Genomic DNA, 1,562 nt, shown 5'->3' with positions numbered 1-1,562 from the left:
CTTGTCGCCGTGGAGGCGATGAGCCATGGCGTGCCGGTGATTGCGGCGCGCATCGGCGGTTTGCAGGAATTGGTGACGGATGGTGTTTCCGGCTTCCACTTTGCGCCGGGCGACGCGGCGGACCTCGCAGAGAAGATGGGCCTGCTCTGGCGCGACCCGGAATTGTGCGCGCGCATGGGCCGCGCCGCGCGCGAGGAAGCCGCGGAGAAGTTTTCGGAAGCCGTGCACTACGCCAAACTGGTGGCGGCCTATGAACGCGCTATTCAGTTGCAGAGGGGCGCTGGCGGGGCAAATGTTGCATGAGCAAGTCTGAATCCGGAATCGCATGGCCGCCGCGGCACAACGTGATAGGGGTGCGTGTCAGCGCCACGACGTACGACGGCATGCTGGAGCCCGTGCTGGCCGCGGCGCGGTCCGGCGTCTGCGCGTGCGTTTCTCATCTGGCGGTGCATGGCGTCGTCGAGGGAAGCAGCGACCCCGAATTCCGCGCCATGCTCGATGCGTTCGATGTCGTCGCGCCGGACGGTCACCCGGTGCGCCACGCGCTGAACCTGCTCTATCATGCGGGGCTTCCGGACCGCTGTTACGGCCCCGAATTCACGCTGCGTGTATGCGGTCAGGCCGCGCGCGAAGGCATTGGCGTGTATCTCTACGGCAGCCACCAGCACGTGGTGGAGGCCATGCGCGACAATCTCGTCGCGCGGTTTCCCCAGCTGCGCATTGCGGGCTGTGAGCCGTCGCTGTTCCGGCCTCTGACGCCCGAGGAAGACGCCGCGCTGGTCGAACGCGTGAAAGCAAGCGGCGCGGGCGTGATGTTTATCGGCCTGGGCTGCCCGCTCCAGGAGAAATTTGCGCACGTGCATCGGGGGCGCATCCCGGCGGTCATGGTCTGTGTCGGCGCGGCCTTTGATTTCCACGCGGGCACGAAGGCCATGGCGCCTGCCTGGATGCAGCGGCATTCCCTCGAGTGGCTGTTCCGGCTGCTCCAGGAGCCGCGGCGCCTCTGGCGGCGTTACCTCGTGTACAACAGCGTGTTTGTTTGGCGTTTTGGCCTTCAATACTGCGGCCTGCGGAAATACCGGTCCGCCGCCGGGCCTGCGTCCTGAAAGAGGGAGCAGGCGTCAGTTCTTCTTTTGTTTGCGTATATGATGAGAGTGTTCGGGAGTGTCGCGTCCTTTGCAATTTGGGCTGAAACTTGCTAAATTACGCGTTTCCCACGGGACGGACTCACAAGGCGCCCGGCGGTTTGCCGGCGCGCATTTTCTATTGTGATGGAGGAATGCACCGGTGCCCACGTATACCTACATTTGCACCAAATGCGGCCACGAATTTGATGTGTTTCACGGCATGAGCGAGAAGCCGCGCGTGAAATGCGCGGCTTGCGGTCACGCGCGTTGCGACAGGCTGATTGGCACTGGCGCCGGGATCATTTTCAAGGGCGGCGGCTTCTATGAAACGGATTTCAAGCAGAAGAAGGGCGCGCCGCCCGCGGAATCCCACGCGAAGAAGGACGCTAGCGAGAGCAAGGCGGCGGAAGGGAAGGCCGCCGCGAAGCCGGAAGA

General features: G+C 64.0%; 3 protein-coding genes. All 3 read left to right on the top strand.

Annotation, left to right across the window (positions count from 1 at the left end; translation table 11 throughout):
* Positions 1–303: glycosyltransferase (locus KA184_19060; GenBank protein MBP8131684.1), on the top strand; the 303-nt coding region annotated here is incomplete at its 5' end.
* Positions 300–1,106 carry a WecB/TagA/CpsF family glycosyltransferase gene (locus KA184_19055; protein MBP8131683.1) on the top strand — a complete coding sequence of 269 codons (807 nt, stop codon included), beginning with the start codon at positions 300–302 and terminating at the stop codon, positions 1,104–1,106. The genes KA184_19060 and KA184_19055, both read left to right, overlap by 4 nt.
* 181 nt (positions 1,107–1,287) lie before the next feature.
* The coding region (locus tag KA184_19050; GenBank protein MBP8131682.1) for a zinc ribbon domain-containing protein at positions 1,288–1,562 on the top strand (275 nt) is incomplete at its 3' end.

Source organism: Candidatus Hydrogenedentota bacterium (assembly GCA_018005585.1).
Taxonomy (GTDB): Bacteria; Hydrogenedentota; Hydrogenedentia; order Hydrogenedentales; family JAGMZX01; genus JAGMZX01.
This window is presented reverse-complemented; position numbering and strand designations above follow the sequence as displayed.